This is a genomic window from Aquimarina sp. AD1, from assembly GCF_003443695.1.
Lineage (GTDB): Bacteria > Bacteroidota > Bacteroidia > Flavobacteriales > Flavobacteriaceae > Aquimarina > Aquimarina latercula.
The window spans coordinates 2,234,072-2,258,269 of the sequence record NZ_CP031966.1 but is presented as its reverse complement, the minus strand read 5'-3'; the positions used below and the strand labels follow the sequence as shown (position 1 = coordinate 2,258,269).

The 24,198-nt window shown below is 30.7% G+C and carries 24 protein-coding genes; 21 read left to right on the top strand and 3 right to left on the bottom strand.

The features are described 5' to 3' along the window. Positions 1–60: 60 nt before the first annotated feature. From D1815_RS10040 to D1815_RS10030, 3 genes are all read left to right on the top strand, one after another. Positions 61–2,226, top strand: a complete 2,166-nt coding sequence (locus D1815_RS10040) for a LysM peptidoglycan-binding domain-containing protein (RefSeq protein WP_162897356.1) — start codon at positions 61–63, stop codon at positions 2,224–2,226. Between the two features lie 364 nt (positions 2,227–2,590). Beyond that, the gene (locus D1815_RS10035) at positions 2,591–3,124 is read left to right on the top strand and encodes a DUF922 domain-containing protein (RefSeq protein WP_035086693.1); all 534 of its coding nucleotides are present in this window, start codon (positions 2,591–2,593) and stop codon (positions 3,122–3,124) included. Positions 3,125–3,146: 22 nt separating this feature from the next. After that, on the top strand, positions 3,147–3,371 hold the full coding sequence (locus D1815_RS10030) for a DUF3820 family protein (RefSeq protein WP_027395549.1): 225 nt from the start codon (positions 3,147–3,149) through the stop codon (positions 3,369–3,371). A gap of 116 nt (positions 3,372–3,487) precedes the next feature. Here the strand turns inward: D1815_RS10030 and lysA are convergent, their stop codons facing one another. Beyond that, complete coding sequence (lysA, locus tag D1815_RS10025; protein ID WP_118386803.1) at positions 3,488–4,720, bottom strand: diaminopimelate decarboxylase; 1,233 nt, start codon at positions 4,718–4,720, stop codon at positions 3,488–3,490. A 178-nt stretch (positions 4,721–4,898) separates the two neighbouring features. On the opposite strand from lysA, the gene D1815_RS10020 reads away from it, so the two are divergent. The 11 genes from D1815_RS10020 to D1815_RS09970 all read left to right on the top strand — a co-directional run bounded on the left by D1815_RS10020 (position 4,899) and on the right by D1815_RS09970 (position 16,072). After that, complete coding sequence (locus D1815_RS10020; protein ID WP_027395551.1) at positions 4,899–5,534, top strand: LON peptidase substrate-binding domain-containing protein; 636 nt, start codon at positions 4,899–4,901, stop codon at positions 5,532–5,534. Between the two features lie 156 nt (positions 5,535–5,690). Next, positions 5,691–6,884, top strand: coding sequence for an ADP-forming succinate--CoA ligase subunit beta (sucC, locus tag D1815_RS10015; RefSeq protein WP_027395552.1), 1,194 nt, complete (start codon positions 5,691–5,693; stop codon positions 6,882–6,884). 82 nt (positions 6,885–6,966) lie between these two features. Continuing rightward, positions 6,967–7,473 (top strand): cupin domain-containing protein, encoded by a 507-nt coding sequence (locus tag D1815_RS10010; protein WP_027395553.1) that lies wholly within the window; start codon positions 6,967–6,969, stop codon positions 7,471–7,473. A gap of 229 nt (positions 7,474–7,702) precedes the next feature. Next, positions 7,703–8,209 (top strand): ferritin, encoded by a 507-nt coding sequence (locus D1815_RS10005; protein ID WP_027395554.1) that lies wholly within the window; start codon positions 7,703–7,705, stop codon positions 8,207–8,209. Positions 8,210–8,736: 527 nt separating this feature from the next. Next, positions 8,737–9,501, top strand: a complete 765-nt coding sequence (locus tag D1815_RS10000; RefSeq protein WP_118386802.1) for a YARHG domain-containing protein — start codon at positions 8,737–8,739, stop codon at positions 9,499–9,501. Next, the gene (locus D1815_RS09995) at positions 9,498–10,259 is read left to right on the top strand and encodes a hypothetical protein (protein WP_118386801.1); all 762 of its coding nucleotides are present in this window, start codon (positions 9,498–9,500) and stop codon (positions 10,257–10,259) included. The genes D1815_RS10000 and D1815_RS09995 overlap by 4 nt, the downstream gene beginning before the upstream one ends. Before the next feature lie 215 nt (positions 10,260–10,474). Then, positions 10,475–12,793, top strand: a complete 2,319-nt coding sequence (locus tag D1815_RS09990) for a DUF2339 domain-containing protein (RefSeq protein WP_118386800.1) — start codon at positions 10,475–10,477, stop codon at positions 12,791–12,793. Further along, entirely contained in the window at positions 12,777–14,003 is a 1,227-nt protein-coding gene (locus D1815_RS09985; RefSeq protein WP_118386799.1) for a DUF3999 family protein, read from the top strand. Before D1815_RS09990 ends, D1815_RS09985 begins: the two co-directional genes overlap by 17 nt. Before the next feature lie 74 nt (positions 14,004–14,077). After that, a complete protein-coding gene (locus D1815_RS09980; protein WP_027395559.1) occupies positions 14,078–14,425 on the top strand; it encodes a YciI family protein in 348 nt (115 codons plus the stop codon). A gap of 15 nt (positions 14,426–14,440) precedes the next feature. Beyond that, positions 14,441–14,788: a YciI family protein gene (locus D1815_RS09975; protein ID WP_118386798.1), complete on the top strand. Its 348-nt coding sequence runs from the start codon at positions 14,441–14,443 to the stop codon at positions 14,786–14,788. Between the two features lie 6 nt (positions 14,789–14,794). Then, a complete protein-coding gene (locus D1815_RS09970; protein ID WP_118386797.1) occupies positions 14,795–16,072 on the top strand; it encodes an RNA polymerase sigma factor in 1,278 nt (425 codons plus the stop codon). Positions 16,073–16,093: 21 nt separating this feature from the next. Here the strand turns inward: D1815_RS09970 and D1815_RS09965 are convergent, their stop codons facing one another. Next, positions 16,094–17,029, bottom strand: a complete 936-nt coding sequence (locus tag D1815_RS09965; protein ID WP_118386796.1) for a hypothetical protein — start codon at positions 17,027–17,029, stop codon at positions 16,094–16,096. 371 nt (positions 17,030–17,400) lie between these two features. Between D1815_RS09965 and D1815_RS09960 the strand changes: the two genes are divergently transcribed. The 4 genes from D1815_RS09960 (at position 17,401) to D1815_RS09945 (ending at position 19,978) form a co-directional block, all read left to right on the top strand. Further along, complete coding sequence (locus tag D1815_RS09960) at positions 17,401–17,592, top strand: cold-shock protein (RefSeq protein WP_027395563.1); 192 nt, start codon at positions 17,401–17,403, stop codon at positions 17,590–17,592. A gap of 464 nt (positions 17,593–18,056) precedes the next feature. Further along, a complete protein-coding gene (locus tag D1815_RS09955) occupies positions 18,057–18,896 on the top strand; it encodes an alpha/beta fold hydrolase (protein ID WP_118386795.1) in 840 nt (279 codons plus the stop codon). Further along, positions 18,889–19,383 carry an RNA polymerase sigma factor gene (locus D1815_RS09950; RefSeq protein WP_027395565.1) on the top strand — a complete coding sequence of 165 codons (495 nt, stop codon included), beginning with the start codon at positions 18,889–18,891 and terminating at the stop codon, positions 19,381–19,383. Before D1815_RS09955 ends, D1815_RS09950 begins: the two co-directional genes overlap by 8 nt. After that, a complete protein-coding gene (locus tag D1815_RS09945; protein WP_027395566.1) occupies positions 19,376–19,978 on the top strand; it encodes a hypothetical protein in 603 nt (200 codons plus the stop codon). The genes D1815_RS09950 and D1815_RS09945 overlap by 8 nt, the downstream gene beginning before the upstream one ends. A gap of 13 nt (positions 19,979–19,991) precedes the next feature. On the opposite strand, the gene D1815_RS09940 is transcribed toward D1815_RS09945, so the two are convergent. Then, the gene (locus D1815_RS09940) at positions 19,992–21,074 is read right to left on the bottom strand and encodes an acyloxyacyl hydrolase (protein ID WP_118386794.1); all 1,083 of its coding nucleotides are present in this window, start codon (positions 21,072–21,074) and stop codon (positions 19,992–19,994) included. Positions 21,075–21,235: 161 nt separating this feature from the next. Here D1815_RS09940 and D1815_RS09935 point away from each other — a divergent pair, with 161 nt between their 5' ends. From D1815_RS09935 to D1815_RS09925, 3 genes are all read left to right on the top strand, one after another. Next, entirely contained in the window at positions 21,236–21,988 is a 753-nt protein-coding gene (locus tag D1815_RS09935; RefSeq protein WP_118389949.1) for a DUF5995 family protein, read from the top strand. A gap of 340 nt (positions 21,989–22,328) precedes the next feature. Next, positions 22,329–23,222, top strand: coding sequence for a glycoside hydrolase (locus tag D1815_RS09930; protein ID WP_147404118.1), 894 nt, complete (start codon positions 22,329–22,331; stop codon positions 23,220–23,222). A gap of 461 nt (positions 23,223–23,683) precedes the next feature. Beyond that, positions 23,684–24,193: a DinB family protein gene (locus D1815_RS09925; RefSeq protein ID WP_118386792.1), complete on the top strand. Its 510-nt coding sequence runs from the start codon at positions 23,684–23,686 to the stop codon at positions 24,191–24,193. The last annotated feature ends 5 nt before the right edge of the window (positions 24,194–24,198 follow it).

Below are 24,198 nucleotides of genomic sequence, written 5' to 3'. Positions count from 1 at the left end.
TATATTTTATATATTGACACTTTGATTCGTGAAGAATCAGATCCATTAAAATTAAATCGAATGAAAAAAGTATTGTTGTTCTTTTGTGTGCTTTTTATTACCAGTGTTGGTTTTGCTCAGCAGTATAAAAGTCATAAAGTTGTTCAAGGAGAAAATGTATATAGAATTGCAAAACGATATAATACAACTCCTGAAGCAATTTATAAAATCAACCCTAATTCAAAAGATGGGATTAAGGAAGGTCAAATTCTAGCTATTCCTGTCACTAATGATGAAGAATATCAAATCCATGTGGTAGGAGAAGGGGATACCGTATTTAACCTTTCTCAAAAATATAACACTACACAAGAGGCGATTTTGAGTTTAAACCCAGATGCGGTAAATGGGATTAATCTGGGGCAGATTTTAAGAGTTGCGGTAATAGAAAAACCTAAAGAAGAAAATACACCAACAGAAAATGTAAGTGATCCTGTTTTAGATAGTATCAAACCGTTAGAAGAAATACGTCAGATAGTTCGTTTTAAAACCCATAAGGTTAGAAGGAAAGAGACTTTATATGGAATTGCCAAGAAATATAATATCACGATGGATGATATTAAGAAACATAATAAGAGGCTATATTCAGAACAAGTTCGAAAAAGGGATAAAATTAGAATACCTGTATATGCGGAAAAAGCAGTTGTAGAAACAGATGTGCCTAAAGATTCTTTGAGTAGTAGAGTTTCTACCACTACTAAGTATATAGTGAAGCCAAAAGACACGAGATATAGAATTGCTAGAAGACATGGTATTACTGTTGGAGAATTGGACCAATTAAACCCAGAAATGGATCCTAATTTTCCTATTGGCATGGAGATTCTGGTGCCTACAACCATATTCGTTCCCTTAAAAGAAATTATTGATGCAGATAAGTTTGAATTGTATGAAGTTCAACCAAAAGAAACAGTGTATAGTATACTAAAAAGAACTGAAATTTCTTCGGACTCTTTGTTTAATATGAATCCATATTTAAGAGATGGTCTTAAAGCTGGTATGGTAATTACACTTCCTAAAACAGGTGAAGTAGATTCTCTAGCGATTGATTTTCCAGAAAAGAAAATAGTTCCGTTAGAGAACATGCTCTCAAATTTTAAAATGAAAAAACTTGCTGTAATGTTGCCATTTGGATTAGATACACTAGATCCAAATGAAAGACAAAAAACAGAAGATTTTTTGAAGAGTAGAAAAGCAAGAGGAACAAGAGTAGCTTTAGATTTTTATAAAGGAGTTCAGATTGCGGTTGATTCTGCTAAAAGTAGAGGGCTGAGTATTGATTTGACTGTTTTTGATACACAAAAAAATAATAATACAGGTCATATCAAACAGTTAATTGATCAAAATAGTTTTGATGAAATGGATGTTGTGATTGGACCTCTATATCAGGCTAATGTAGAGACTGTTGCTTCAGAATTAAAGAAGTATGATACTCCGGTGATTTCTCCAATTTCTAATAGAGAATCAAAATTATACAGTAATTTTTTCCAAACGATACCGACAGACATAATGCTTCAAGATAAACTGATTAATTATGTCGCTCAAGATTCTACGGATAAGAATATTGTTATTATCGTGCAACAAGGAAAAAAGAAGCATGAGGAAATAAAAAATAAATTGATTGCTAAATTTCCTGAAGCTAAGATAGCAAGAATAGAAGAAGGTAATTATGTATATGAAGTTCATCTTAATAAGGTATTGGCAAAGAACAAACCAAATTGGGTTTTTCTTGAGTCTGATGATGTAGCTATGATAAGTAATGTCACTCCTTTACTAAATGCAAAAGCAGAGAGTCATCAAATTACTTTATTCACTACGGATAAGCATAATGCTTTTGATGATGATAATATTAAAAATGAACATTTGTCTAAACTACATTTACACTATCCTTCTATCGATAAGGAATTTGATAATTATGATGAGACAAGAATGACTCCTTTTGTAGCGAGATATAAAAAAGAATATGGAACTATTCCTAGTAAATATGCGGTGAGAGGTTTTGATATTACATATGATATTTTAATGCGATTAGGTTCTGCAGATGATTTGTACCATGCAGCAACTTTTGAAGGTACAACAGAATATGTTGAGAATAAATTTAATTATGCTAAAAAGCTTTTAGGAGGCTATTATAACAAAGCTTCCTATATAATTAAATTCGATGATGAATTGAAGCTTACGGTAATAGAATAAAAATTATTTTGCCAATAATTAATTTTAAAGCTGATTTTAAAATCATTTTCTTTATTTTTAAATTCTGAATTATATTGTTTTACAGATAAAATAGTTTCGGAAAGAGATTTTTTAGTTTAGATTTTTAGGATATTTAAAGTCGTGGTATGGAAATTGATATACTCGTAGTATACAGTTTTTATAAACTAAAATAAATTCGAAATTTTGGAAAAATTGTTTCGATTGGGATAGATATAAATTGTATATCTGAAGATAAATAAAATTATTTAAGCGAAAATTATCAATACTTAGCCCCGTATTGTATATTTTAGTTACTTGAATAAAAAAAAACAACAACTATTAGCCGGGCATAATTATTGCAATTATGGGTAAATTTTTTACTATTCTCTTAGTTTTAGTTTTTGCTAATCATGGATATGTAGAGCGTTTTTCTTATGCAGAAAAAAGTAAGTTAGATTGGTCGGATTTTAGGGGAGAACCTAAACTCGATAGTGATTTTGACGCTAGTGTCAATACAGGAATAACTTATCAATGGTCTATAAGTAAGGATTATGGGAAAATTGAATTAAAATATGAAGTGGACAGCTTTTGTTATCCATCACTATCATGGGTGAAAAAAGGTCAGTCTACTAAATACCTTTTGTTACACGAACAACTCCATTTTGATATATCTGAATTGCATGCTAGAATAATGCGTAAAAAATTAAAAGAGTATAGACCTGGTAAAAACGTGCGTAAGGACCTTAATAAGATGTATAAGAGAGTGGAACGCATGAGAATCAATATGCAAGAGCAATATGATTTAGAAACGGATCATTCAAAAAATAAAGTAAATCAGAAGAAGTGGGAAGAGAAAGTAAAGAATTTGATGTGGTATTATAGAGCTTATTCAAAATAAATTTACACTTACTTAACTTTTAATGGATACTCAATCCCAGAAAGATTTTTTAGTTAAACTAGCCAATACCAAAATGCCTTTTGGTAAATATAAAGACCGATATCTTATTGACTTACCCGAGCATTATATTGTTTGGTATCATAATAAGGGTTTTCCCAAAGGTACTCTAGGTAAGCAGATGCAAATGGTTTACGAACTTAAGCTAAATGGTCTTGAGTATTTAATAAGAAATATCAGAAAACTTTAGAAAAGTATTTTTATAAAACCTCTGTAATTACTAGTGCCGTACACTATAGAATATTAGGTAAAAAAATGCAGCAAATTGATACTTGCTGCATTTTTTTTGTGTAAGATTAAAATGTGCTATGAAGCAGTTGCTTCAGCCTTATTAAATATATTTACATCTACCTGATTTTTGGTAAGATCTTCAAAAGTTTCATGTTTACGAATCAAATGTGCTTTGTTATTATGCCAAAGGACTTCTGCTGGACGAAAACGAGAATTATAATTACTGGCCATAGAGAAACAATAGGCACCGGCATTTTTAAAAGCGATAATGTCACCTTCTGTAATTTCAGAAATTCGTCTATTGGTGGCAAATGTATCCGTTTCACATATATATCCTACTATGGAATAAAAACGTTCTCTACCAGTCTGATTCGATACGTTAATAATTTCATGATGAGAATTGTAAAACATAGGTCTTATTAAATGGTTGAAACCACTATCAATTCCAGCAAAAACAGTAGAAGTAGTTTGTTTTACTACATTAACTTTGGCAAGAAAATATCCAGCTTCACTAACTAAAAATTTTCCTGGTTCGAAACCAAGAGTTAATTCTTTACCATATTCCTTACAAAAGGTATTAAAGCGTTTTGTTAGTTTTTTTCCAAATTCTTCTATATTAGTTTCAATATCTCCTTCTTTATAAGGAACCTTAAAACCACTACCAAAATCTATAAAGTCTAAATTCTTAAAGTTTTTAGCAGTTTCAAAAAGGATTTCACTAGCATATAAAAATACATCAACATCCAGAATGTCACTGCCAGTGTGCATATGAATACCATTGATATTCATACCTGTGTTTTCTACAATTCTTAGAATATGTGGAATTTGATGGATAGATATTCCAAACTTACTATCAATATGGCCTACTGAGATTTTGCTATTTCCTCCAGCCATAACATGGGGATTAATTCTAATACAAACAGGTACATCTGGATGTTTTGTTCCGAATTGTTCCAGTATAGATAGGTTGTCAATATTTATTTGTACACCCATTTCAGAAACTTCCTCAATCTCTTCTAAGGATACACCATTAGGAGTAAATATTATATTGGCTGGTTCTACACCTGCTAATAAACCTAATTTAACTTCTTGTATGGATACAGTGTCTAATCCAGCACCTAATGAATTCATTAGTTTTAAAATCGCAAGATTAGACAATGCCTTGACGGCATAGTTAAGTTTAACATGTTTCACCTGTTTAAAAGCGTTTGTTAGGCGTTCATATTGTGAAACAATTTTTTCGGAGTCATAAACGTATATAGGACTCCCAAATTCTTCTGCGATTGCTAATAAATTTGCGTTTTCCATGGTAATTAAATTAAGCTTACGAAATTACTATTTTTGCTATAGATTTCCTCTAAGCGCCGCGTAATTAGTATAAAATTATGTAATCCTAAAAAAAATAAGCTTCAAATAACGAATTTTTACTTTTTGAACAGATATCATACATATCATAGTGGTTTATTTAGTATTTTTAAATAAAAAAATGTTAGCACTCTTTCCTTTACAAATGGTTGTATATCCAGGCGAACGATTACCTCTCCATATCTTTGAAAAGAGATATCAACAGTTGATTTCTGATTGTGAAGAGGAAGGTATCTCTTTTGGAGTGCCAACTTTTATTGATAAGAAGCTTGAATATGGTACCGAAGTTACTCTGCAAAAAGTAGAGAAAAGATATCCAGATGGAGGTAGCGATGTGGTATGTTTAGGTACTAGAGTATTTAAAATTGAAAGTTTTCTTCCCAAACTTCCGGGTAAATTATATGCTGGCGGTGAAGTACAATATTTGGAGGATAATGAAAATGGGATAGAAGAGTTACAAGAAGAATTATTAAAAAATATAGCAATTCTTTATGTAGAGCTCACTATAGAGAAACCTCCAATATTCAATATACCATTTATAAGTTACCAAGTAGCACATAAGGTAGGCTTAGCATTACATCAAGAATATCATTTGTTAAAGTTGAGAAGCGAATTAGAACGTCTTAATTATCTCATTGGGCATCTAAAAATTACAATTCCTGTAGTGAGGGAAATGAATAGGGCTAAAGAAGTAATTAAAATGAATGGACATTTTAAGAATTTTGACCCTTTAGATTTTGAAGATTTTAAATTATAAGTTATTCATAATTCGAATTCAACTAAATTTTTATGTTATTTTTTGAGATAATATAAGAGCTTCTATTGTATAACTTTTTTTACCCGAAAAGATTGGCACAGTAACTTCACTTTTCCTATTTTTGGAACTCCTATTCAAAAGGCAAAAAATAAGACTATGAACTTACACGAATATCAGGGTAAAGAGATATTAAGTAGCTTTGGTGTGCGCATCCAGCGAGGTATTGTTGCACAGAATGCTAAAGAAGCAGTTGCTGCTGCAAAACAATTAACTGCAGAAACAGGTACTGGGTGGCATGTGATTAAGGCACAAGTACACGCCGGTGGTCGAGGAAAAGGTGGAGGTGTGAAACTTGCTAAAAACCTTCAAGAAGTTGAAGATATTGCAGGACAGATCATTGGGATGAATTTGATAACTCCTCAAACATCTGCTGAAGGAAAAAAAGTACACCAAGTATTAGTTGCAGAAGATGTGTATTATCCTGGAGATAGTGAACCAGACGAATTTTATGTTTCTGTATTATTAAATCGTACTACAGGTCGTAATATGGTTATGTATTCTACAGAAGGTGGAATGGATATCGAAACGGTTGCCGAGGAAACTCCGCATTTAATATTTACAGAAGAAATAGATCCTGCAGTAGGGTTATTACCTTTTCAGGCAAGACGTGTAGCATTTAACTTAGGTTTAAGTGGTGTTGCGTTTAAAGAAATGACCAAGTTTGTGATGGCATTATATACTGCGTATGTGAAATCTGATTCTTCAATGTTTGAAATCAATCCTGTTTTAAAAACAAGTGATGATAAGATCATGGCAGTTGATGCTAAGGTTACTATTGATGATAATGCATTATATCGACATAAGAACTATGTGGATATGAGAGATATTCGCGAAGAAAATCCAATCGAAGTTGAAGCGAACGAAGTAGGACTGAACTATGTAGATCTAGATGGTAATGTTGGATGTATGGTAAATGGTGCTGGTCTTGCAATGGCAACAATGGATTTAATTAAGCAAGCTGGTGGAGAACCTGCAAATTTCCTTGATGTTGGAGGTACAGCAGATGCTAAACGTGTAGAAGAAGCTTTTAGAATTATTCTTAAGGATGAGAACGTAAAAGCAATTTTGATCAATATCTTTGGAGGAATTGTTCGTTGTGACCGAGTAGCACAAGGAGTAGTTGATGCCTATAAAAATATGGGTGATGCTATTAATGTTCCTATTATAGTTCGTTTGCAAGGTACCAACGCAGATATTGCTAAAGAATTAATAGATAATAGTGGATTAGATGTACAGAGTGCAGTGCAGTTCCAAGAAGCTGCTGATAAAGTACAAGCAGTACTTGCATAATTTATATAAATAAATTTATACAATATTTTGAAGCGATCCATTATTTGGATCGCTTCTTTTTTTTAGATAAAAACATACTGTTATGAATAGGGAAGTAGGAAAAATAGTTGAAAAATTAAATATGAAGTCACATCCTGAAGGAGGGTTTTATAAAGAGACATATAGAAGTAAAGGAGTTATTCCTAAAGATGTTTTAGCTGAAGAGTTCTCTGGAGATAGGAACTATTGTACGGGGATTTATTTTTTATTGACATCAGATAATTTTTCCGCATTTCATAAAATAAAACAAGATGAAATGTGGCATTATTATTCAGGGAGTTCATTATATGTACATGTAATAACTCCAGAAGGAAAATATATCAAGCATGCCGTAGGAATGAATTTAGATCAAGGAGAATCACCACAATTAGTTGTTCCTGCTAACAGTTGGTTCGCATCAAGTGTAAAAGATGATGAAGGGTATTCTTTTGTTGGATGTACTGTGTCGCCGGGATTTGATTTTGATGATTTTGAGTTAGCAGAAAAAAACTTTTTAATAAAACAGTATCCAGATCACGCGGGAACAATTTCAAAATATACACGTCAGTAACTTTATTAAGTTAAATATGAAATCTTTTTTAAGTTTTGGTTGTTAAATAGTCTGAATTTAAATTAGAAGAAAACACTAGTTAAAGCTATTGAAAGGATTATAAATTGTGTACTTTTATTTAATTGTCATAAAATTGATTATAACAAGTTTTTATAGATGTATGAGATAGTTACTTGATATACTTTTTTATAACCATTATTAGAATATTATAAATACAAGAAATAAAAATATGATACCTGAAATAGAGAAGTCGTTAAACGATCAAGTACAGTATGAAGCTACGGCATCTGCACAATATCTCTCAATGGCTTGTTGGGCAGATGTAAATGGTTACAATGGAATAGCAGATTTTTTTTATACACAATCAGAAGAGGAACGTGTGCATATGACCAAATTAGTCAAATTCATAAATGAAAGAAATGGAGAAGCTGTAATTCCTGCTATAGAAAAACCTAGAAATGATTTTAAATCATTAAGAGAATTGTTCGAAATTTTCTTGGAAAGTGAAGAGTTTGTAACTGCACAAATTAATAATGTTATTTTTCAATGTTTAGAACATAAGGATTATAATGTACATAATTTTATGCAGTGGTATGTAGCAGAACAATTAGAAGAAGAAGCTGTAGCAAGAACATTATTAGATAAATTAAAGATTATTGGTGATGATAAATCAGGACACTATTTGTTCGATAGAGATATCAATACTTTTCAGATAAGTAATTCGCAAGAAGAGTAGATAACTATTTGTTAATAAGTCATTAAATAAAAATAAAAGATTCTTTTTTTGAGAATCTTTTTTTTATATTTTTGCGCTTTATTTAGATTCAATAAAAATTAAATAATAGTGCAGAGTTCTGATATCCCATCTTTATATTCACCTTGTGCTTCATTAAATTGTGAAGCTAGTTGTGGAGGCAAAAAGAAAAAGTGTTGTAAAAAATACAAGAAAAAAGGTAAATCTAATTGCAAAAGATGTCCAAAACTTTAGATGGACTTTAAAGTATATAAATTCTATATAAGCACGCAATAGCGTGTTTTTTTGTTTTTAATCAGAAAGAAGATGTTTATCTATATTTTTTAATATAGTTTATCTAAATGTTGTTAAATAGAGTTTAGTGAGTTAGTTCTTTTTGAGAAATGAAATATAAATGAAAATTTATGAACTAAAAGATTGATAGATCCTTGGGGTTTTGCCAATCTTTTTTAGATTTGTATATCTCCCAGATTGTTAGTTTTACCAGCCTACATACAACTAGTTTTTTTATGATAAGATATGTAGTATTATTTTGTGTATTTATTACAAGTGTAGTAACCGCACAAGAGAGTGAGTTTAATAAATTACTTGAGCAGTTTAATGAACAGAATAAAGAAATTCCAATCGATCTGGCTTTAAAATATTTTGATTTTAAATCTACAGAAAGAGCAAATGCTTTATTGACAGGAAAAGTAATTGTTAAGACCGATAATTATGTTATCCTGTCAACTATAATGAGCTGCAATGTAGGAGTAAGTTGCGAGCAATCTTCTATAACATCATTTACTCCTTTTGGTGATAGGGTTAATACTATTTCATTCGAGAGAAAAATAGCTGATTGTTCTTTTGATGATTCAAGGATGTCAGTTTTCGTATCCAATAATTTGTTAGTTTTTAAGGAGGTTAGAGAAAAATTGGATTGCATCGGAGATGGTAAACAAATTGGAATAAAAATGTGGTTAGAATTTCAACCAATAAAAGAAGATGGGACTTTTTCTAAACCTTATACAGATTTAAAAGCAGTAGAAAGGGAAAATTATATATTTTCTCATCGAGTTTTTACTGCAGAGGAGTTAAATAGTAAAACTGAAGAAGAATTAGCAATTATTAAAAATGAGATTTTTGCTTCGCACGGATATATGTTTACTAAAAAGAAGTGGCAGGATTATTTCGAATCTAAATCTTGGTATTTGCCTTCAGATACTGATGCAGCTGATAAGTTAACTGCTATAGAAAGAAAGAATGTGGAATTAATTTTGAGTCTTATACAATGAGATCACTCTTATTAATGATTTTCTTGTTATGTTCTGCATTATCTTTTGGTAAGGTAAGAACGATTCATGTTTTTGTAGCCCTTTGCGATAACCTTAATCAAGGTATTGTTCCTGTGCCAAAAGCCATTGGAAATGGTCAGGACCCTAAAAATAACCTCTATTGGGGAGCTGGGTATGGTGTAAAAACATTTTTTAATCGCAAAACAAAAGATTGGCAACTAGTTAGAGCTATTCCATCTAAGGATCCCTATATTTTAGAAAGATTATTGTTTAAACATGTTAGTAAGGATGTTTATATGTTAGCAGACGCTTATGACGGTGCTAGAATCAAACAAAGTATAGAACACTTTTTGAAATCATCTAATGGACAGATGCCTTTGCAAATTGCTCAAAAAAATATGACTTTAGATTTTGGAGGAGGAGCTGATTTATTGGCGTATGTTGGTCATGATGGTTTGATGGATTTTAGTGTGGATGTCAGTTATAAAGAATCTGTTGCTAATCCTAAGAATGTTATCATTCTGGCATGTTATAGCAAAAGTTATTTCTCTCCAGAAATTAAAAAAGCTAAAGCAATTCCTGTGTTATGGACCACCCATTTGATGGCACCAGAAGCATATACATTAAAAGCAGCAATAGACGGATGGATTAGGAATGAATCTGGTAAACAGATTGATGAAAGAGCTGCACAATCATATCATAAATATCAAAAATGTGGTATTAGGGGAGCTAGAAATTTATTTACTACCGGTTTTTAAATTCTGAGTATTCCGCCGTTTTATTATAGACTTAAAGCTGTACGGTAAACCACTAAAAACATTTCCCTTTTTTCAGGGGATTGATTCTTTTCTATTAGTTATATCTTTGAGTATAATAGGGTAGAAGATGTTTTGTTTTTTAACAAGACTCTTTTTTTGCCTATATTTCTAATATGAATGTAACTACGTTATGTTCATTTTATAACTAAACAACCATGGCTGACAATCAAAAGTATATTAATGATTTGCTTGAAAAAATAGCAATTCTATCTAATAAACAAGAGGTCTTTCGTAGAGAAATTTTGAATCTTAAAAATGAGGTTCTTCGTTTTAAAAATGAAGAGGAACAAAAGAACGTTGAAGTAACCGAAGATACGATAACTACTCCTGTTATTGAACCAGTTTTAAAAGAGGTAGAAGATAAAGCTGAAATAAAAGAGCCTTTATTACAAAAACAACCAGAGGTGTCATTTTCTCAGCCTAAGGTTAAGCGAGATGAAAAGCCAAAAGGGAAGTCTAATTTAGAAAAGTTTATTGGAGAGAATCTTATAAGTAAGATAGGAGTTATTATTCTGATTATAGGAGTTGCTATTGGTGCAAAATATTCTATAGATAATGAACTCATTAGTCCATTAACACGAATTATATTGGGATATCTTACCGGAATCGGTTTGATCGGTGTAGGCATGAAGCTAAAAAAGAAGTATGAGAATTTTAGCGCTGTTTTGGTAAGTGGAGCAATGGCTATATTATATTTTATTACTTTTCTTGCTTATAGCTTATATGGTCTTATTCCGCAAATGTTTACGTTTGGATTAATGGTAATTTTTACGATTTTCACGGTATTTGCAGCCATACAGTATAATAAACAGGTCATAGCACATATTGGACTAGTTGGCGCTTATGCAGTTCCATTTTTATTAAGTGATGGATCAGGAAAAGTAGCCGTTTTATTTAGTTATATGGCGATTATTAATGTAGGGATCTTAATCATATCTTTTAAAAAGTACTGGAAACTTTTATATTATTCTTCCTTCATACTTACGTGGTTAATTTATTTTAGTTGGTATGTAATGGATTATGAAACGGAGGTTCATTTTGGATTAGCTTTTACCTTTTTGTTAGTGTTTTTTATCACATTTTATTTCATGTTCCTTGTATATAAATTGAATAGAAAAGAAAAATTTGGTACAGGTGATGTTATACTTCAGTTGATTAATGCATTTGTTTTTTATGGAATTGGTTTTTCTATGTTGAGTAACCATGAAATTGGATCACAGTTATTAGGCGTATTTACTTTAGCAAATGCAATAGTACATTTTATTGTTAGTGTAATAATCTATAGATTAAAATTAGCGGATCGAAATTTATTTTACTTTAGTTCTGGAATGGTATTGGTTTTTATCAGTATTGCATTTCCAGTTCAGTTAGACGGAAATTGGGTAACCTTGCTTTGGGCTGCTGAAGCAGCATTGTTATTTTGGATAGGAAGGACTAAAAAAGTACCTATTTATGAAAAACTAGCATATCCAGTTATTGCCTTAACATTTTTTAGCTTAATTCAGGATTGGTGGATGTATTATGCAGAATATGCCTATATGCCTGGTACTGATGAAATTTCGGTAATTCCGTTTTTGAATATTTCGGTACTTACCTCACTATTGTGTGCGGCCTCTTTTGGATATATTCTCTTTTTGCATCGTAGTGAGAATCATCCTTTTCCTTGGTTAAAATATAAGACTTGGTATCAGTTAATCTCCCTTTGGATATCAGCGATGTTTCTGTTTGTCTTGTATATGACTTTTTTCTTAGAGATTATTGATTATTGGGGTAGTTTAGATAGTAATCAAGAAGATTTTATGGGAATTTGGTTAATTAATTACACCTTAGCTTTCTTATCAATTTTATCTTTTGTAAATATTAAAAAGATTAAGAATGTAGTTTTTGGTTATATTAATATTGCGCTCAATATGTTTGCATTATTGATGTTTTTAACTACTGGATTGTATTTGTTGAGTGAATTGCGAGAAAGTTATTTGGACCCTACACTTTTAGAAACAGGTGAAGCAGGATTGTATCATATCGGTATTCGATATATTTCATTGGCATTTTGTGTTTTATTATTAATAGCTAGTTATAAATATGTTAGACAAGGTTTTCTAAAAGGCGTTTTTACAATTGTCTTTGATGTGGTTCTGCAAATTGCTATAATCTGGTTATTGAGTAGTGAATTAATCCATTGGTTAGATATTGCTGGTTATACTTCTTCTGATAAATTAGGACTAAGTATTCTTTGGGGGATATATTCTTTGTTATTGATCGTTATAGGATTTTGGAAGAAAATAAAACATATACGAATAATAGCTTTTATACTTTTTGGAGTCACACTCATAAAATTGTTTTTATATGATATAGCGCATTTAAACACGATTTCTAAAACAATTGTATTTGTATCACTAGGTTTATTATTGCTTATTATTTCTTTCTTATATAATAAATACAAACATATTATTACAGATGAGGTTAAAGATTAATATTGTACAATTGTTATTGTTCTTAATTTGTTTACAAACTTATGCCCAAATTGATAAGTATACCTACAAAAAAGAATTATTGAATGTGTCGGATGATTGGCATGCCATCGTATTACCGAATGAGATTTTTAAAAATGTATCTTCTGACCTTTCAGATATACGAATTTATGGGATTACTAAGGGAAATGATACTGTAGAGGCGCCATATCTTTTAGAACAAAAGAAGCCTAAAATATCAAGTAAAAATATCGGATTTAAATATGTTAATAAATCTACTACGGATAAAGGCTCATATATCACTTTTAAAGTTACGTTAGATGCTATAATTAATCAAGTTCAGTTATCTTTTGAACAAGACAATTTTGATAGATTCATAAAGGTAGAAGGGAGTCAAAACCTAAAAGATTGGTATACTGTTGTAGATGATTATCGTGTGTTGTCTGTTAACAATGAATTGACGAAGTATTCATTTACAACCCTAAAGTTCCCTGACTCTAAGTATACATATTATAGAGTTTTTGTTAAAGGTAAAGACGCACCTGATATAAAAAAGGCTGAGATTACCTTAAAAGAAAAACAAAGAGGTAGTTACAAGAAGTTTACTGTTAAATCAACGGAAATTGTAGAACAAAATAAAAATACAATAATTACTATTGATTTAGGAATGCCTGTTCCTGTAAGTCATATAAAAATTAAGACTAAGAATACTTTCGATTATTACAGGCCTTTTCGAGTGAAATATCTTAGAGATAGTATTCAGAGAGAAAGCGGATGGAAATATAATTATCAAAATATTACCTCAGGAGTTCTAAATTCTATTGAAGAAAACGAATTTAACTTTTATAGCACAATTACTAATAAGATAAAAATAATTGTTAATAATCAGGATAATGAACCATTAAATATTGATGAGGTTGTAGTTAAAGGTTTTGATTATGAGTTGATTACTAGGTTTAGTGCTTCTGCTAATTATTTTCTGACTTATGGTAATGAAGATGTGAATAAACCATCCTACGATCTTCAGTACATGAAAGAAAGAGTTCCAGGAAAATTAGTAAAACTTCAATTAGGACCAGAACAAATAATACCTAAAAACCAAGAGAAAACTGTGGAACCACTCTTTAAAAATAAAGTTTGGTTGTGGGCTATAATGCTTATTGTTATTGCTTTGTTAGGAGGTTTCACGCTGATGATGATGAAAAAAAAGTAATTTTTTAAAAAAATTGTCCAAATCTTTATAACCACTTCGTCATAGGATCATATAAACCATAAATAAATAATAGTATGAAACAATTTATGTTACTTTTTAAAGGTGGAGACGACGTTTGGGATGCAAAATCCGAAGAAGAACAAAATGCACACATGGAAAAGTGGATGCAATGGATTGGGCAAATGGCAGAAGAAGAAAAATATGTTGGAGGAGAACGCCTTTATCCTGCAGTAAAAACAATTCATCCTGGAGGAACAAAAATTACTGACAGGTCTTTTGCCGAGGCTAAAGAATTAGTCGGAGGTTATATTACCGTATTAGCAGAAACATTGGATGAAGCTACAGAAATGGCAAAAGGATGTCCAGGGTTACTGTGGGAGTCATCTGTAGAAGTCAGAGAAGTTTGGCCAGACGATGTTTAATTTAAAAGATAGGAGATGAAAGAGTTTTTGATGCTAATTAGAGGAGGACAAGAACAATATAGTTCGGTGTCTCCGAGTGAAATGCAAAAGCATATGGAACAATGGCAAGAATGGATGGGTGGATTAGCTAAAGAAGAGAGATTGTTAGGAGGGCAGCCTTTAATAAGTGAAGGAAATACATTGTTAGAAGGAGGCAAGAAAGTTATGGATAGACCATTTGCAGAAGGAAAGGAGCTAGTAGGAGGATATCTTCTGATTAAAGCGGATTCTTTAGATCAGGCAACTACGATAGCTAAAGGTTGTCCAAGTTTTGAATATGATTGTAGTGTAGAAATTCGCGAAATCGCTCCATTAGAGCAATAGTATAAGTTGGAGTCAGAAGATCACATAGATAATACGTTAAACCATCTTTTTAGACAAGAATCTGGAAAGATGGTTGCTGTTTTAATTAAAATTTTCGGTACGGAAAATATTGAAATGGCAGAGGATGTAGTACAAGACGCATTGGTAAGTGCTCTAGAAACATGGAAATATAGAGGAGTACCTGATAATCCCAAGGCTTGGTTGTATAGAACTGCAAGGAATAAAGCAATCGATATTTTAAGGAAGAAAAAACACAGTAAAACTATTGATTTTTCGGATCCCGAACGTAAGTTGTTAACCTCAGAATATACATTAACAAGTACGATGGATAATTTTTGGAAAGAACAGTATATACAAGATGATTTTTTAGCAATGATGTATGCTTGTTGTCATCCAGATATTTCTCCAGAAAATCAAATTACTTTTATTCTAAAGTCCCTTTGTGGATTTAGTACAAAAGAAGTTGCAAGATCTTTTCTAACCTCAGAAGATACTATTTCTAAAAGATTATATAGAACTAAAGAATATTTTAGAAAACGAAAAATACGTCCTAAAATACCATTACCCGAAGAGATTATTGATAAAACTAAAACAGTAATAAGTACTATATATTTAATGTTTAATGAGGGGTATAATGCTACTCACGATGATAATTTGGTGAGGAAAGATGTAATTTTTCAAGCGATTTGGTTGTGTAAATCTTTATTAGATCACGAACAAACACAATTATCGGAAGTATATGCGTTGATGGCATTAATGTTATTTCATACTTCTCGTGTGGATAGTCGTATTAATGAATATGGTGAGTTGATACTGTTATCAGATCAAGATAGAGATTTATGGAATAAGGAATTAATCTCTCAAGGAAACAAGTATTTAAATCAATCGGCTTTTGGAGAATCTTTATCTACCTATCATCTCGAAGCTGCTATTGCTTATCAACATTGTATTTCTGAAAGTTATACAAAAACAAATTGGAAAGAAATATTAGTATATTACGATTTACTTTTAAAAATAGATAGCGACCCAATTGTTTTTTTAAATAGGAGTTTAGTTGTTTTAGAACTTTTTGGAGCTGAAGAAGCACTAAGAACTATTAAGGAAATAGAAGATCATAAATTGGTTAGTAATTATTACCTCTATTATGCGATCTTAGGCGAAATTCATGAGCGTATGATAAATCCAAACAATGCTGTGGATTATTATCAAAAAGCAATAAAACTTACGCAATCAAGACCTGAACGACGTTTACTTAAGCGAAAAATAGCAAGGATTCTTAACTAAGAAAACAATATTTCCTATTTATTATTGGCAATTCTTCATGGATTCATAATAAGCACGATACGCTTCATAACTTACTTTTTTTCGACCTTTCTCTAGAACAATTGTGTTTTGATTAGAGAATTCCGAAAAAGGAATTGTCTTTTTAGGAAAGCCATCTATCACTATTTCCATATAACTATTGGTAGTAATTTTATTGGTGTCAATTTCTATTTTAAACTTACCATCATAATCCGAAAATGCGTATGCACAAGATTCATCTGATAATTGTAGCTTTACAACTGCAATAGGAACAACAGAACCATCAGGTTTTTTTATAGTACCTTCAATAGCTTTAATGCCTACATTACTAGTCGATGTTTCAGAAATTTGGTGTGTAATATTAGGATTAACTTCTGTAGTGGTATTACCAGAAAGATCTTCAATTGTCCAGTTATCCAGTTTTTTTCCTTTTTTGTAAGTGCCTTTTACAATTACACCTGATGCATCTTGCCTCCAATAATCACCGTGCTTCTTTCCATTTTTATAGTTAATTTTTTCTTTAGAACCACTTTTTGTAATGTTCCATAGGCCTACTTTTTCACCTTTTTCATAATATCCTTCTTCAGTAAAAGTAAAATCATTATCAGAGTTATAGTAGTAGCCATTTCTTTCGTTGTCTTCATAATTTTCTACCGTAGATAAATCTAGAGAACCTTTTTTTCTAAAAATCAAAAAATGAACCCATTCTCCGTGTTTTTTCCCTTTTTTGTATTCAATTTTATGAATACCAATAACTTTTTTATCCTTTAACTCTCTTACGTAGTATTTACCATCAAGTTCATTTTCTTTATTAATCTCCAGAAGTTCATTATACTCTTCTTTACTAAGTTCTATGTATCCTCCTTCGATAGGAGTTTGCCCCTTGACTATAAAAGAAAATAATAATACGAAAGTGAAGACAATGTGTGATTTTTTCATCCTTATTACCGATTGTATTTGTTTAATTTAATTCTCCCAAACTGTACTACTAAAGTTAAGTTATTTTTGTTGTTTTTCAAATAACTTGCAGTATTCAGAGTTTGTTTTTAATTATAAATCAAAGACAGTACCAATTTGTTACCTAGTTTAAATAATTTTAAAAGAAAAAAATCAGTAGATCCCATTCATTGTATAGAGAAGTTGTTTTTTTCGATACTAAATTAATACCTAATAAACAATCAAAGGTATTACCGTAAATGAGATATGATTATTATTTGTAGCTTTACAAGTAACGAAGACATGCCATTTTGTAATAGTTTTATGTGGCATCATCTTTGCAAACCATTAAATAATTAATATAAATTTTTACAATGAACAAAGGAACAGTAAAGTTCTTTAATGATGCCAAAGGTTTTGGTTTCATTACAGAAGAAGGTTCGAACAAAGAACATTTTGTACACATTTCAGGATTAGTAGATGAAATTCGTGAAGGTGATGTAGTAGAGTTTGATCTACAAGAAGGAAAAAAGGGGTTAAACGCAGTAAATGTAAAAGTAATTTAATACATACTACATAACTTTTTTAATCAATAAGCCTATCAATTTTGATAGGCTTATTTGTTTTCGAAGTTTAACAACTAATATGTGCAATTTGCCAATAGTTCTGGTTTAATTACCAGAGATTACCAGATTACTTTTATATCTTACTTTCTTATCTCCTTATAGCATATCCACAAGAAGACGGTAAGTCTTTTATAAAATTCATCATAAGCTTAAAATTCAATCTAAAGTGTGTTTGTAAAAATCTCATAGTCTTTTCCCTTTTTATAATATAACGCTTGTTAGAATAAGATACCCTACCACTGTTATATTCTTTTTATTATAGTGTTTCTAATGAAGTATAAGAATAATAAAAGCCTATGATGTAATCTATAAGATGCAAATCATGCTAAAAACACAAAGTTTTTTAATTAGGTGTAACAATTTATGATCAAGTGCATCAAAGAAGAAATCAAAAACAAAACGTAATGAAAAACGTGAAAATCACATTTGCTTTCTTCTTGCTAATTAATCTTGCATTTAGTCAAGCTCCAGCTATTACAATAGACCTATCAGGAAATGGAACCCCAATTATATTTTTGCCTGGTTTTACAACACCAGGATCAGTTTGGGAGGAAACAATAACTCATTTAGAAGGTAATTATCAAAATCATGTAGTATCCTATGCAGGATTTGATGGTAATACCCCTATTGCTATGCCTTGGTATGATACTATAAAAAAAGAATTGATTACATATGTTAAAGAAAATAAGTTAACAGATGTAATTATTATTGGACATAGTATGGGAGGTAATTTAGCAATTGATATTGCAGCCTCATTACCTAATTCCATAAAAGATTTAATTCTGGTGGATTCAATACCTTGTATGCGTGAATTAATGATGCCTGGTGTATCAGAAACCCAGATCCAATACGATAGTCCATATAATAAACAAATGTTATCTATGAATGAAGAACAGTTTACCCAAACAGCTTTGATGATGGCTCAAAATATGACTAATAAAAAGGAGAAAGTAAATACATTGTTAGACTGGATACAAACAGCAGATCGAGAAACATATGTGTATGGTTATACAGATTTATTAAAATTAGACTTGAGAAAAGTATTGGATAGAATAACTGCAAAAACTCTAATCGTTGGAGCGGCTTTTCCAACTATTGAAACAGCAAAAGCAAATTATGAAAAACAATATGCGCAGCTATCTAATAAGCGTATAGAGATGATACCTGATAGTAAGCATTTTATTATGTTTGATCAACCAGAATTGCTTTATGAAAAGATAAATGAATTTTTAACTAATGAGTAAAGAGAAGCCACAACTTTTTGAAACAATATATAATGATTGTTATCCAATGGTATTGCAGATGTGTTTAGGTTATATGAAAGGAGATGAGAGTTTGGCCCATGATTTAACCCAAGAAGTATTTATTAATATTTGGAATGCATTGGATAAATTTAAGGGTATATCATCTCATAAAACCTGGGTGTACAGAATTACAGTTAATTCATGCTTACAACATATTAGAAAAGAGAAAAACAAAAAACAAGTGTCTATTGATACGGTAGCACATATGATTGAGGATGATAATCAGGAGGTTAATACAGGAGAAAATAAGAGTTTATATACAGCAATAGGTAAGCTGGAAGAGATAGATCGTTTGCTAATCATGATGGTTTTAGAAGGCCAGGATTATGATAGTATTTCAGAAATAATGGGGATAAAGCCAACCAATGTAAGAGTTAAGATCCATAGAATAAAGAAGAGATTAAAAAAAATATTAGATCATGAGTAATGAATTTGAAGCATTGCAGAGTCAATGGAAAGAAAATAAGAATAGTATTAAACGTAATTCACCGAATTCAGATGAGATGTTTTCCTCAATAAATAAAAAGAAAAGTTGGAGTACTCGTTTTCATTATGGAAATATTATTATACTATCATTAGTTTTGATAGGGATTGTAGCTTTTTTCTATTTTATAGCTCCTGTTCAGGAGCTGTTGAGTAGAGTTGGGGCTGGATGTATGATTGGAGGTTTATTTATAAGAATCGTAATTGAAATCATAAGTGTATCTAAGGCAAAAAAGATCAATATGACTGACAATGCTTTACAAACGACTAACGATACAATTGCATTCTATAATTTTAGAAAAAAGATTCACGGGCCAGTTACCGTCGGAATTATAGTTTTATATACTATTGGTTTTTATATGATCACTCCAGAGTTTAGTTTGTATTTTAAAATGTGGCAGATGATTTTGATTGATGTGTCTTATATTATTGGTGCGATAATTCCTTATATCGCTGTTCGAAAAAACATCAGAAAAGAAATACATGTTTTATTAGAGATTATTGAGTTAAAGAGAACAATAACAAGGGAGGTTAAATAATATATTTGAGAAATCAATTTATAATATAGATAAGTCGACCATCCATATGGTCGGCTACTTTTCCGTAAGCAATTAAAGAAGCTCCAATGGTCCAGCGCTTAGATTTTCCAATGCTATACCAAAACGAATATCGTTGATATAACCAATTTGGTTGAATGTTTCTAGGTCTAGTAATATAAAATCCAAACTGCTGTAGGAAATAAAAATCTCCTATTGAGAAATGGTGGCCAACTGTTATTGACGATGAAAATGCGGAATCATTAATATCCTCTTGTTTTGCAATCTCTCGATCAGAAAAATCATACCAAAATTCTATACCGGCATTTAGCCCATTAATTCCAGATATTGGTTGTAGAATTCCTCCCGTGATTCCGATTAAAAGATGATTCGAAGCTTCAGCTTCTCGATCAGAGGATCTTAAACTAATAAATGAACCTAGGTAATAATCAATAGATGTTTCATAAGACTTTAAGGATTTTGGTTTTTTCTTTAATTGAGTGTTATTAATGACTTTATCAATCCCTATAGAAAAAGTTGGAAAATTCATTCCTTTATTCGGTTGCTTTTGACCGCCATTAGAGATGTGATTATAATTTGCGGAAAGGTTAACTGTATAATTATCGTTAATATGATAATTTAGATTTAGAGATAATGCTAGGTAAAAACTAAAATGAGTACTAAATAATAGATTTTCTGGGTTCGTTTCTTGATCAAATATTTGATCAAGGTATGTAACCCCTAAAGATCCTCTTAGCGAAAATTTTAGAGGTCCTTTATACGTAAAATAAGGTTCTACAAAGTATATAAGATTGTATGAGTTACCCAGGATGTTTGGGTTGGCATAGTTGAAATAAGCAAATGCAAATCCACTTCTTCCGTAACAGAAACAGGTTTTCCAGGCTTTGTCGGTGGTTTTTAACCAACTATATTCTAACTGCAATCCATAAGGATTTGTTTGCGAAATCGGTTTTAATTCCGGCGAATGCGCGATGATAAAACCGTAATGGGATTTTGCCCCAAAAAAAGTAGGATTCACTTGGGCTCCTATCGAGGTGTAGATCAATATGCTGAATAAGATTAATGCAATCTTTTCCATTGCTAATCAGTGTGTTATTAAATTTACTGAAAATTATTAACGGTTTAAATTCAATTTGATACTTTATTTTAGTTTTCATAAAGAAAACCCATGTATACTAGAAATGTTATTTGCAATTATTTAGTACATTAGTAAATAACTATAGCATATATAACGACAACTTGAAACCAATAACGACCATCAATGATGTCATCGACTCTTTAGATGATATTATTAAAACATCACAATTTGATAATAGTCCCTTAGGATATTTTGCCGCGTTGTATAGACGGGTAACTATTAAGGTAAAAGAAGGAATTGAAAATGATTTTTTTGATGACGGTCCTAGGATGGAAAAACTTGATATCATTTTTGCTAGTAGATACTTAGATGCCTATTTTTCTTATAGAGATGATAAAGTAGTAACGACTTCTTGGAAAATAGCATTTGACTTGTCAAAAAATTATTGGCCTATAGTATTACAACATTTATTAATAGGAATGAATGCCCATATTAATTTGGACCTAGGAATAGCAGCTGCAGAAGTTTCCAAAGGCACAAATATTGAAAATCTTAAAGAAGATTTTGATAAAATAAATCAAATTCTTTCATCATTAGTAATTGAGATAGAAAATGATCTGGCAAGTATTTGGCCGACCCTTAAAAAAATCCTCAAATTGACTCGAAATGTTGATGATTTTTTAGTTGATTTCAGTATGGAATTAGCAAGAGATGGAGCATGGGAGTTTGCTAAACAAATTGCAATCACACCAAGTGATCAATTTATAGAAGTAATTAATCAAAGAGACCTTAAAGTAGCTGATAAAGCTTCAATAATTACAAACCCAGGTTTCGTGGCTAATATTATCTTGGGTATTATTAGAATAGGCGAACGAGGATCTGTTTCCAATAAAATTCTATATTTAATATCCTAAAACGCAGTTTTTTTGTTTTTCAAAGTCAATTTTGACTTTTTTAACATAATATGTAAGGAAAATTACTTTTTTATTTAATTTTTTCGCGATAAACATCTTAAATTTTTCTTATGTTTTAATATTTTAGTTAAAAAAATGTGATAAAAACAACGCAAACGTTTGCGTGATTGTAATTTCTGTGATCCCTTGTTAAATCTTCATTTCTAGGGTTTTTATTTTTTATTATTGTTAAATAAATAGTATTAAAAAAGAATATTCAATATAGTTTACCTTGTTTGTTTAATGATTTGGTAATTCGGTTCTTAATTTAGTAACATAATCATTAACTAAATTTAACACTATGAGAATGTTTGTCAAGTTTTTTGGAATTCTGTTATTAATTTTGTCATCATCTGCCTGCGAAACAGAAGAGTTAATTGTAGAAGATGCCGCTGATATACAAAATACAACAGATATAGATGCAAAGGCAGGACCTTGGGTTCGACAGTTTACTGATAACTTTAATTCTAATGGAAATTTAAATCAATGGGAGAGGACACATAATAGAGCGGATTATAATTCTAGTGTATGTAATTATAAAAATTGGAATTCAGAAATAGCTAATCTTGATGGCAGTAGTTGTTTACGTCTTCAAGCATATAAAAAGAGCAATAATAATTATGAATCAGGTCATGTAAAATCTTATTTTAATTTTCATCCTGGAAATAACGAGGAATATAGAGTAAGAGCAAGAATTAAATTGTTAGCTAAGAACGGTACAAATAGTTATAAAGGATTTTCGGAAACTTATGGTGCTTGGCCAGCTTTTTGGACGGTTAATGAAACGAATTGGCCTACACGTGGAGAAAGTGATATTATGGAAGGTTATTCTTTTGGTAATAGCGCAAGATTCGCTAGTAACTTATTTTATGGAGCAAATACCTCTCAAAATCAATTGGGAACTAGTGCTGAAAGAAGATATAATTTAGGAGAAGGATGGCATACTTACGAGCAAAGATGGATCAACAGAAATGGATGGGTTACTATTCAGGTCTATGTTGATGGGAATAGAGTTGCTAGTTATAATAATAATGTGGATAATGATCTAAGACTTCAGAATTTCAAAAACCATAATATTATTTTAAATTTAAATATCGGTTCTGACACAGGTATTTTTAATAATTCTAGCATTAATATTTTCTGGAATACTTATATGTATGTAGATTATGTTCGTGTTGATAAGCGAACTATTTAAAAGTGTAGAGATCTTATACTAAACCATTACATCTTAATTAAAAGTAAAAAGCTGTCTCATGTTAACTTAGAGGCAGTTTTTTTAAGAATGATAATGTTTTGATTTTGTCTCAAAAAAGCCTAAAAAATATACACCACTTGGTTTTAAGTACTTCCACTGTTGTCAGAAATGTATACAATTACATTTATCTAGTTTTTTCTAACTCTCAGTTCTGACTGGCCCATACTTAAATAGAGAGTTTTTGGTTTTTGAATTTTTAGGCTTTTTGTTTTCTATTGAATTTGGCTAACTCAAATAAATTAAGAACTTCAATATTCTTTTTCAAAAATACATTATATGATGACTCTAATAAAGAGTTAAAGAACTGGTTTTGATAGGGGTATGTTACCCTTTGTTTTGTGATGATATCATAGATATATATCTTTACTTTGATAATCCTAAAAAAAATAAAAACTTAGTTCATGAATCATCAATTAATAATAAAAAGCTTGTTAAGAAATCAAAAGGTTTTCGAAGAACTATTAAGCGGTATTACAAAAGAAGAATATTTATGGAAAGACAGGCCAAATCGTTGGTGTTTACTTGAGATAGTTTGTCATTTATATGATGAAGAAAAAGAAGATTTTAGAAAAAGAACAAAACATATATTAGATACTCCAGATAAAAATTTTGAGCCAATTGATCCCGAAGGTTGGGTGGTTAACAGAGCGTATATAAAACAAGATTATAATGTTGTTTTTAATAATTTTATCGAAGAACGAAAAGCATCTATTAATTGGTTGAATTCTTTAGAAAATACTAATTGGAACAATGTTTCAATACATCCCGACCTTGGAGAAATGACGGCAAAACAATTTCTTTCTAATTGGTTGGCACATGATTATTTACATTTTAAACAAATTGCAAAATTAAAATTAGATTATATTAAATACCTGTCTAAAGAAGATTTCTCTTATGCAGAGGGGGATTAGGTGTA

Coding starts and splice junctions, on each gene's coding strand:
- D1815_RS10040 (WP_162897356.1), top strand. CDS start 61: ATGAAAAAAGTATTGTTGTTCTTTTGTGTGCTTTTTATTACCAGTGTT.
- D1815_RS10035 (WP_035086693.1), top strand. CDS start 2,591: ATGGGTAAATTTTTTACTATTCTCTTAGTTTTAGTTTTTGCTAATCAT.
- D1815_RS10030 (WP_027395549.1), top strand. CDS start 3,147: ATGGATACTCAATCCCAGAAAGATTTTTTAGTTAAACTAGCCAATACC.
- lysA (WP_118386803.1), bottom strand. CDS start 4,720: ATGGAAAACGCAAATTTATTAGCAATCGCAGAAGAATTTGGGAGTCCT.
- D1815_RS10020 (WP_027395551.1), top strand. CDS start 4,899: ATGTTAGCACTCTTTCCTTTACAAATGGTTGTATATCCAGGCGAACGA.
- sucC (WP_027395552.1), top strand. CDS start 5,691: ATGAACTTACACGAATATCAGGGTAAAGAGATATTAAGTAGCTTTGGT.
- D1815_RS10010 (WP_027395553.1), top strand. CDS start 6,967: ATGAATAGGGAAGTAGGAAAAATAGTTGAAAAATTAAATATGAAGTCA.
- D1815_RS10005 (WP_027395554.1), top strand. CDS start 7,703: ATGATACCTGAAATAGAGAAGTCGTTAAACGATCAAGTACAGTATGAA.
- D1815_RS10000 (WP_118386802.1), top strand. CDS start 8,737: ATGATAAGATATGTAGTATTATTTTGTGTATTTATTACAAGTGTAGTA.
- D1815_RS09995 (WP_118386801.1), top strand. CDS start 9,498: ATGAGATCACTCTTATTAATGATTTTCTTGTTATGTTCTGCATTATCT.
- D1815_RS09990 (WP_118386800.1), top strand. CDS start 10,475: ATGGCTGACAATCAAAAGTATATTAATGATTTGCTTGAAAAAATAGCA.
- D1815_RS09985 (WP_118386799.1), top strand. CDS start 12,777: ATGAGGTTAAAGATTAATATTGTACAATTGTTATTGTTCTTAATTTGT.
- D1815_RS09980 (WP_027395559.1), top strand. CDS start 14,078: ATGAAACAATTTATGTTACTTTTTAAAGGTGGAGACGACGTTTGGGAT.
- D1815_RS09975 (WP_118386798.1), top strand. CDS start 14,441: ATGAAAGAGTTTTTGATGCTAATTAGAGGAGGACAAGAACAATATAGT.
- D1815_RS09965 (WP_118386796.1), bottom strand. CDS start 17,029: ATGAAAAAATCACACATTGTCTTCACTTTCGTATTATTATTTTCTTTT.
- D1815_RS09960 (WP_027395563.1), top strand. CDS start 17,401: ATGAACAAAGGAACAGTAAAGTTCTTTAATGATGCCAAAGGTTTTGGT.
- D1815_RS09955 (WP_118386795.1), top strand. CDS start 18,057: ATGAAAAACGTGAAAATCACATTTGCTTTCTTCTTGCTAATTAATCTT.
- D1815_RS09950 (WP_027395565.1), top strand. CDS start 18,889: ATGAGTAAAGAGAAGCCACAACTTTTTGAAACAATATATAATGATTGT.
- D1815_RS09945 (WP_027395566.1), top strand. CDS start 19,376: ATGAGTAATGAATTTGAAGCATTGCAGAGTCAATGGAAAGAAAATAAG.
- D1815_RS09940 (WP_118386794.1), bottom strand. CDS start 21,074: ATGGAAAAGATTGCATTAATCTTATTCAGCATATTGATCTACACCTCG.
- D1815_RS09930 (WP_147404118.1), top strand. CDS start 22,329: ATGAGAATGTTTGTCAAGTTTTTTGGAATTCTGTTATTAATTTTGTCA.
- D1815_RS09925 (WP_118386792.1), top strand. CDS start 23,684: ATGAATCATCAATTAATAATAAAAAGCTTGTTAAGAAATCAAAAGGTT.